The sequence below is a fragment of the Sinomonas sp. genome (assembly GCF_051955515.1).
Lineage (GTDB): Bacteria > Actinomycetota > Actinomycetes > Actinomycetales > Micrococcaceae > Sinomonas.
Window position 1 is genome coordinate 24,647 of record NZ_JBQCGQ010000119.1, and the last position, 6,720, is coordinate 31,366.

The 6,720-nt window shown below is 68.8% G+C and carries 7 protein-coding genes; 4 read left to right on the plus strand and 3 right to left on the minus strand.

Features of this window, described 5'->3' with window-relative positions; all coding sequences use genetic code 11:
- Positions 1 to 25: 25 nt before the first annotated feature.
- From ACTHL9_RS06635 to ACTHL9_RS06650, 4 genes are all read left to right on the plus strand, one after another.
- On the plus strand, positions 26 to 793 hold the full coding sequence (locus ACTHL9_RS06635; RefSeq protein WP_440518058.1) for a maleylpyruvate isomerase N-terminal domain-containing protein: 768 nt from the start codon (positions 26 to 28) through the stop codon (positions 791 to 793).
- A gap of 162 nt (positions 794 to 955) precedes the next feature.
- On the plus strand, positions 956 to 1,213 hold the full coding sequence (locus ACTHL9_RS06640; protein ID WP_440518059.1) for a hypothetical protein: 258 nt from the start codon (positions 956 to 958) through the stop codon (positions 1,211 to 1,213).
- 232 nt (positions 1,214 to 1,445) lie between these two features.
- The gene (locus ACTHL9_RS06645) at positions 1,446 to 2,222 is read left to right on the plus strand and encodes a C1 family peptidase (protein WP_440518060.1); all 777 of its coding nucleotides are present in this window, start codon (positions 1,446 to 1,448) and stop codon (positions 2,220 to 2,222) included.
- A 43-nt stretch (positions 2,223 to 2,265) separates the two neighbouring features.
- Complete coding sequence (locus ACTHL9_RS06650) at positions 2,266 to 4,179, plus strand: glycogen debranching N-terminal domain-containing protein (protein WP_440518061.1); 1,914 nt, start codon at positions 2,266 to 2,268, stop codon at positions 4,177 to 4,179.
- Position 4,180: 1 nt separating this feature from the next.
- On the opposite strand, the gene ACTHL9_RS06655 is transcribed toward ACTHL9_RS06650, so the two are convergent.
- The 3 genes from ACTHL9_RS06655 to ACTHL9_RS06665 all read right to left on the minus strand — a co-directional run.
- The gene (locus tag ACTHL9_RS06655; protein ID WP_440518062.1) at positions 4,181 to 5,158 is read right to left on the minus strand and encodes a LacI family DNA-binding transcriptional regulator; all 978 of its coding nucleotides are present in this window, start codon (positions 5,156 to 5,158) and stop codon (positions 4,181 to 4,183) included.
- Positions 5,159 to 5,181: 23 nt separating this feature from the next.
- Positions 5,182 to 6,453, minus strand: a complete 1,272-nt coding sequence (locus ACTHL9_RS06660; protein ID WP_440518063.1) for a hypothetical protein — start codon at positions 6,451 to 6,453, stop codon at positions 5,182 to 5,184.
- Positions 6,450 to 6,720, minus strand: a 271-nt coding sequence (locus ACTHL9_RS06665) for an amidohydrolase family protein (RefSeq protein WP_440518064.1), incomplete at its 5' end; no start/stop codon positions are given. The genes ACTHL9_RS06660 and ACTHL9_RS06665, both read right to left, overlap by 4 nt.

Sequence of the window (6,720 nt, forward strand, 5' to 3'; positions counted from 1 at the left end):
TCGCGTGATGGTTATCGTGGAGGCCGTGACTGACCTCGGCCAGCCAACCGTCCTCAACGACTACGCCAAGGCCGTCGGCCAGCTCGACGACCTGACCACGCGCTTCGCCACAGCCGCGGACCGCGTTCGGCACTGGGACGCGCTCGTCCCCGCCTGCCCCCGCTGGACAGCCCGCAAGCTCGTCATCCATCTCGGAAGCATCCACGCCTGGGCCCTCGCGTGTCTGGGCGCGGAGAGCGAGCCGGAGGTGCCGCGGTTCGTGGACCACGGCGAAGCGCTGCCGCTCTGGTATCGGGACCGGGCCGCAGCCCTGGTGACCGCCCTGCGGCAGACTCCGCCTGACGCTCCCGCCTGGACGCTGTGGGGGCCACGCGTCGCCTCGTTCTGGGCCCGGCGGCAGGTGCACGAAACCGCCGTCCATACCACGGACCTCATCGCCACGCTGGCCACGGCCGGGGAACCGGTGCCCGAGCCCTGGTCCCTCCCGGAGGACCTCGCTCTTGACGGTCTTCGCGAGGTCGTCGACGGCTTCTACCCGCGGCAGGTCCGACTCGGCCGGTCGAAGGGGCTCCCCGGGACCGTGCGCTTCGAGGTGGTCTCGAACGGGTCTTCCGTGGCCACGATCGAGGCCCTCGGGGCGCGGTACACCGAACGCGGCTCGGGGGAGACGTATCTCGGGACCGTCACCGGGTCCGCCGAGGAGTTGTATCTGGCCGTCTGGGGCCGGGCCCCGTTCCCCGGCACTGCGCCGGAGCTCGCGGCGACGATCCGGGACGCGCGCCTCACGCCTTGACCCCTCCCGTTGCGCCGTCACGTTCGCAGGGTGGCCTTCCCGTTGCGCCGTCATGTCCGCAGGGTGCCTTCCCGCTGCGCCGTCACGTCCGCAGGGTGCGACGGACGATTCGCATTCCGGGGTACCGTCGTTCCATGCAACGTGACCGCTTGAAAGTCTGACGTGGCAGATTGGGAGTTTGAGCCGGAATCCCGGGTCTCACCAGAGCCGGAATCCGTTGCGGAGTTCCGAGGAGAGTTGCGTCGCGGTGCCGCCGACCTGGCTGAGGCAGTTGAGCTCGCTCGGAAGAGGGCCGACATGCTCGTGCCCATCGTGCGGGGAGCGAAGGCGGCGGGGATGAGGGCCGAGGACATAGCAACAGAGGCCCGGATCTCCACCGAAGACGTCGAGAGGATCTTGGCGGAGGGGCGCCTCTACTAGACCGAGACTGTTAGGGTCGAGCTCTTGACATGAGCATCGTGGAGTTAATAAAATCGAAGGACAAATTAATGATCGGCTCGGATTCCCAGCGTCCGAGTCGAGACGTGCCAGCCGGGACTCGCCACTCAGCGCCCCGGCTGGGAACGCCTTCCCCGCCCCGTGCTCAGATGCAGCGGGCGGATGCGCAGCAGTTTGGGCCGCCCAAAGCCGCCCGCGTGAAAGAACCACCCCCATGAGCACTGAAGCAACCTCCAGCACCCACGGCTACGGCTGGGTGCCGGACGTCCCCGACCAACGCGACCATCTCTTCGCGGCGCCGCCTACCGTCCTCGGCGCGCTGCCGTCGTCGGCCGATCTCACAAGCCAATGTCCGCCCGTCTACGACCAAGGCCAACTCGGCTCCTGCACCGCGAACGCGATTGCGGGCGCCCTCGAATTCGACGCAGGAAAGCAATCCATCGGCGACTACAAGACTCCCTCCCGGCTTTTCATCTATTACAACGAACGCGTGATGGAGAACACGGTCGCGAGTGATTCTGGCGCGCAAATCCGGGACGGCATCAAGTCGGTCGGCAAGCAGGGAGCGTGCCAGGAAACGGAATGGCCATACGACATCGGAAAGTTCGCTGATCAGCCGCCGCAGCAGTGCTATGACGACGCCTCCCATCACCGCGCCCTCGCGTATCAGCGCGTGGTCCGCAGCCTCCAGCAGATGCAGGGCTGCCTCGCCGCCGGCTTCCCGTTTGTCTTCGGCTTCACGGTGTACGAATCGTTCGAGGGCCAAGAGGTCGCCCAGTCCGGCGTCGTGCCGATGCCCCAGCCGAACGAGCAGGTCCTGGGCGGTCACGCCGTCATGGCCGTAGGCTACGACAATTCGAGCCAGCGCTTCCGAGTTCGGAATTCGTGGGGGAACGGTTGGGGCCAGAGCGGCTACTTCACGATGCCGTACCAATACTTGCTTTCGACCGGCCTCTCAAGCGATTTCTGGACCGTTCGCATGGTGAGCTGAACGCGCTGTTGATCGGCGCCGCGGCGTCCAGCAGACTGAACGAATGCCCGAACAGCTGCAGCCGTTCCTCCACGACCTCGAGATCGTCCACCGCGCGCCGACGCAGGCCTGGTCCGGCCGTGATGGCCAGATCAGGCTGGCCGCGCCTGGCACGGCTACCGTCCAGGGCCTGATGCACTCCGATGTGCGGGTCCTGAGCGAGGCGGTCCTCGAGATTGGGGGGCGGGAGGCCGAACCGGCCGGCTCATGGCACGACGACGACGGCGGGCTCGTCGTCGTCGGCCTCCCGCGGCATCTGGGCACCACGTGGGGCGACCCGACCCTGCGTCTCACCCGGGCGCGCCGCGTCGAGGCTGGCGGCATGCACGAGGAGATCGAGCTGACGAGTTCGACGGCGGAGCCGGTCACCACCGAGATCACCGTCCGGCTCGCCGCGGACCTCGCCCCGATGGAGTCCGTCAAGTCAGGCATCGCGACCACGCCGCTCGCGGCCCAGGAGGCCGAGCCGGGTCTCGTCTGGGCCGCCGGCGAGGTGCGGGCCACGCTCGAGGCGCCGGGCGCCGTCGTCGACCTCTCAGAGCCGGCGCGCCCGGTGCTCCGCTGGTCCGTGACCGCCTCCGCGGGGAAGCCCGCCCGGGTGAGGTGGCGGGTTGCCGCGGAGGACAGGATCGCCGTCGTCGTCGGAGCGCGCCGAGCCGCGCCCCACGGCTGGCGAGGCCTACGACGCCCTGCAGAGACCCGCCTCGCCCGGTTCCTCGAACGGTCGCTCCGCGACCTCGACGGCCTGCGGCTCTCGCTCCCGGCCCTCCCGGACGCCGAGTTCCTGGCTGCGGGAGCGCCGTGGTTCTTCACGCTCTTCGGGCGCGACTCGCTGTGGGCCGCGCGCCTGCTCCTGCCGCTCGGTTCCGAGCTCGCTGCCGGCACCCTGGCTGTCCTCGCGTCCTTTCAGGGCGTGAAGAGCGATCCGGAGTCCCAGGAAGATCCCGGGAAGATCATGCACGAGCTGCGGCGGACCACCCTGACGCTCCACGGCGAGGAGCTCAGCCTCCCGCCCCTCTACTACGGCACCGTGGACGCGACCCCGCTCTGGGTGTGCCTCCTGCACGACGCGTGGCGCGCCGGGATGCCGGTCGACGCCGTCGAACGGCTCCTTCCGCAGGCGGAGCGCGCGCTCGCGTGGATCGCCGACGGCGTGAGAGACGGGTACCTCAACTATCTGGACACCTCCGGCCACGGACTCGCGAATCAGGGCTGGAAGGATTCCGCTGACGCCGTGCAATTCCGCGATGGGCGGCTCGCGAAGGCCCCGATCTCGCTGTGCGAGGTGCAGGGGTACGCGCACGAGGCCCTCGTTCACGGGGCCCAGCTGCTCGAGGCCTTCGGGCGGCGGGGCGACGCCACTGCGGGCACTTCGCCGGCCCAGCTCCGGGAGACCGCCGCGGCGCTCGCCGACCGCTTCCGCGCCGACTTCTGGCTTGAGGATGCGCAGGGAGCCTTTGTCGCGATTGCGCTCGACGGCGATGGCGCGCCGGTGGACACGGTCACCTCGAACATGGGCCACCTTCTGGGCACGGGGCTGCTCAGCCCGGAGGAAGAAGGCATCGTTGCCGCGCGACTCGTGCACCCGGAGCTCGACTCGGGCTTTGGGCTGCGGACGCTCGCCACGTCCAGTGCGGGCTTCTGGCCGCTCTCATACCACTGCGGGTCCGTGTGGGCGCACGATACGGCGATCGCCATCAGGGGACTCCTCGCCTCCGGCCACGTCGAGGCCGCGTCGCGTCTGGCCGAGGGGCTGCTCAAGGCCGCCGAATCGTTCGAGTACCGGATGCCTGAGCTGCACTCGGGGGACTCGTTCGCCACGGTGGGCCGCGCACTCCCGTATCCGTCGGCGTGCCGGCCCCAGGCGTGGTCGGCGGCGTCGGCCGTCGTCGTGGCGCAGGCGCTGGGGGCGCTGTAGGTCACTTGATGAAGGCCGGATGCTCCCTCGCCGGTCCGGTGGTGCCCCTCAAGACGAGGGCTCCGTCGAAAGTGATTCGGGCGGTGGGAAGAGTCGCGTCATTCGGATGCTCGGTCAAGCCATGGAGGGCAGCGCTGGTCGCGTCGGCGACGTTGAAGGAGATCGTCGAGAGGGCGGGGAAGGTCTGGGTTGCGAGGGCATCGTCGCACCCGATGATGCTGACGTCGCCTGGCACATCGATGCGTTCCTCGGCGAATCCGCCCATGAGTCCGTGGGCCAGGACATCGTCGAAGGCGATGACGCCGGTCGCCCCCTTTCCTACGACGGTCCGGCTGAGCGCCTTGGCCGCCTCATACGTTCCGGGAGGGACGCCGTAGGACGTGAAATGGAGACCGAGCTGGCGGGCCGCGGCCTCGACCGCGCCCCTCCGTTGCCGGTTCGACCACGAGCGCTCGGGGCCGCCGACGTAGGCGATGCGCGTATGGCCCAGGTCCTCCAGGTGATTCAGGGCCGCCCGAATTGCGCTCGTCGCGTCGAGAAGCACGCGGAAGGTCCCGGCCACGTCCCGATTGATCAGCGCGAGGCGGTATCTTTCCGCAAGTTCGCGGAGACGGGTGGACGGCAGCCTCGACGAGACGACGAGGAGGCCCTCCACCTGAGGAGCCATCGCGATGATGAGGCGCTCTTCCCTCTCGGCGTCCTCGTCGCTGTCCGCGAGGAAGACCGACAGCCCCGCCGCGCTGGCGTGATTCTGCGCCGCGCGGATGAGCGGCGGGAAGAAGGGATTGGCGATGTCAGGGACAATCAGCCCAATGGCGCCCGCCCTTCCGGTCGAGAGGGCCCTGGCGTTGTTGTTGGGGACGTAGCCCACCGCCTTGGCGGCCGCCAGCACGCGGTCCACGGTGTCGGGGCGCAGCAGATCGGGGCGGGTGAAGGCGCGCGAAACCGTTGACGGGGCGACGCCAAGCTGTGACGCCAATTGGGTAATGGTCGGCCGGGAAATCACATCGACGCTAGCTTCACTGCTGCCCGCACGAGTTCTTCTGCGCTTCCGGCCGCAAACGGGGCGGGCATTCCGTAATAGCGATGCGCGTCGAGGACCTCATATCCTCCGAATCTATACTCGTCCTTCGCAGGAAGATATCCGGGGCACCCATTCGTGTATCCGGTGACCATGACGATTCCGTCAAGTCCGGCCGCAATTTCATCTGCCGTCGCGAGAAATGGCTCGCCGGGCAGTCCGATCAGGGTCAGCGGACCCCAGGTGAAGGCGGTAACGGGGGCATGCCATGAGAGTTCCTCATCCGCGCGGCGTTGCTGGGCCCACTGCATCCACGTGCGGAGGAGCGCTGCCCGACCGGGGTCCGTTGCCTGAGCCTCGCTCCGCCATTTCGCCGCCATTTCCTCGGGGCCGACGTCGTCGAGCGGTTCCAGGCGCAGGTCGACCACGAGTTGCCGCGCCGCCGCCGGACCGTCGGTCGGGAGAGGACGCGGCGTTGCGGTGAGGGTCTTCTCGGCGATGAGGGTGCCGAGGCGTTCGGCTTCGGCCAAGGTCCGCGGCGTCTTCTGGGAGAGGGAGTAGGACGCCTCCGCAGAGTGGCCGGTGTTGACGTCTCCTGCTGCTCCGGGAAGGAAGAACGCGGTGGACCCGGGTGCGGCGGACTCGAGAGCCCCCCGTGAGAAAGCGGGGTAGTCGCCACTGATGAGCCGATTCGCAGGACCCACAACCACGGGGTGGCACGGGTAGAGGAGAACCCAGGCAAGAGGCGTCCCGTCGTTGCCATGGAATGAGGCGAGCTGTGCCGGAGGATCGATTCTCCGCTCGCCGTGTCGACGATTGGAGGCGACGCCGATCCCGGTTGCCTCGCGGTAGAAGAGCTGAGCGGATGTGCGCCGGGCGATCGCCTTCTCTGCCGCGGTGATTGCGGCGGATCGGATCTCCGCGAGAACCCTCTCGTCATGGCCGCCAAGCCTTCCAGGCATGATGCACGGCCCGGCGTGCGTGTGGGTCGCAGTCACGGCGATGCTCGCTGCCGGAAGCGGCAGGGCCGCCGCGATCTCCTGGCACGTGGTCTCATGCAGCCCGCACACATCCACGGTGATAAGGCACGTCTCGTCCACCGCCAGGGCCCGCACGCTCACCGGGTCGTGGACCCCGATGCTCGGTTCCGTGCGAGCGGCGAAGCCAGCCATCCGCGTGCCGGCGGGCGGGAAGACGTCGACGACTGCGGTGCCGACGCTGAAGCCCCTCCCGGGGTCCAGCGACTGGGTCACTGCGGGCCGCCCGTCACCCATCGTCCTGACTGCACGACGGCCTGGACGCTGCCGAACTCGTCGAGGAGGACGAGGTCAGCGGGGGCCCCCGGCAGGAGATGGCCAAGACCAGGTCTCGTACCGGGGATCACGCGTGCGGGGGTCGAGGTGACGAGCTTGAGGGCTTCGCTCATGGTCAACCCGACTTCGGCCATCACATACCGGAAGCCGCTCGTGAGGTCTGCGGCGGCACCGGCGAGGAGCTGGGTTCCCACGTAGGAGAGCCGG

Excerpts from the sequence above, each read along its gene's own strand:
- ACTHL9_RS06645 (WP_440518060.1), top strand. The coding sequence starts at position 1,446 with ATGAGCACTGAAGCAACCTCCAGCACCCACGGCTACGGCTGGGTGCCG.
- ACTHL9_RS06650 (WP_440518061.1), top strand. The coding sequence starts at position 2,266 with ATGCCCGAACAGCTGCAGCCGTTCCTCCACGACCTCGAGATCGTCCAC.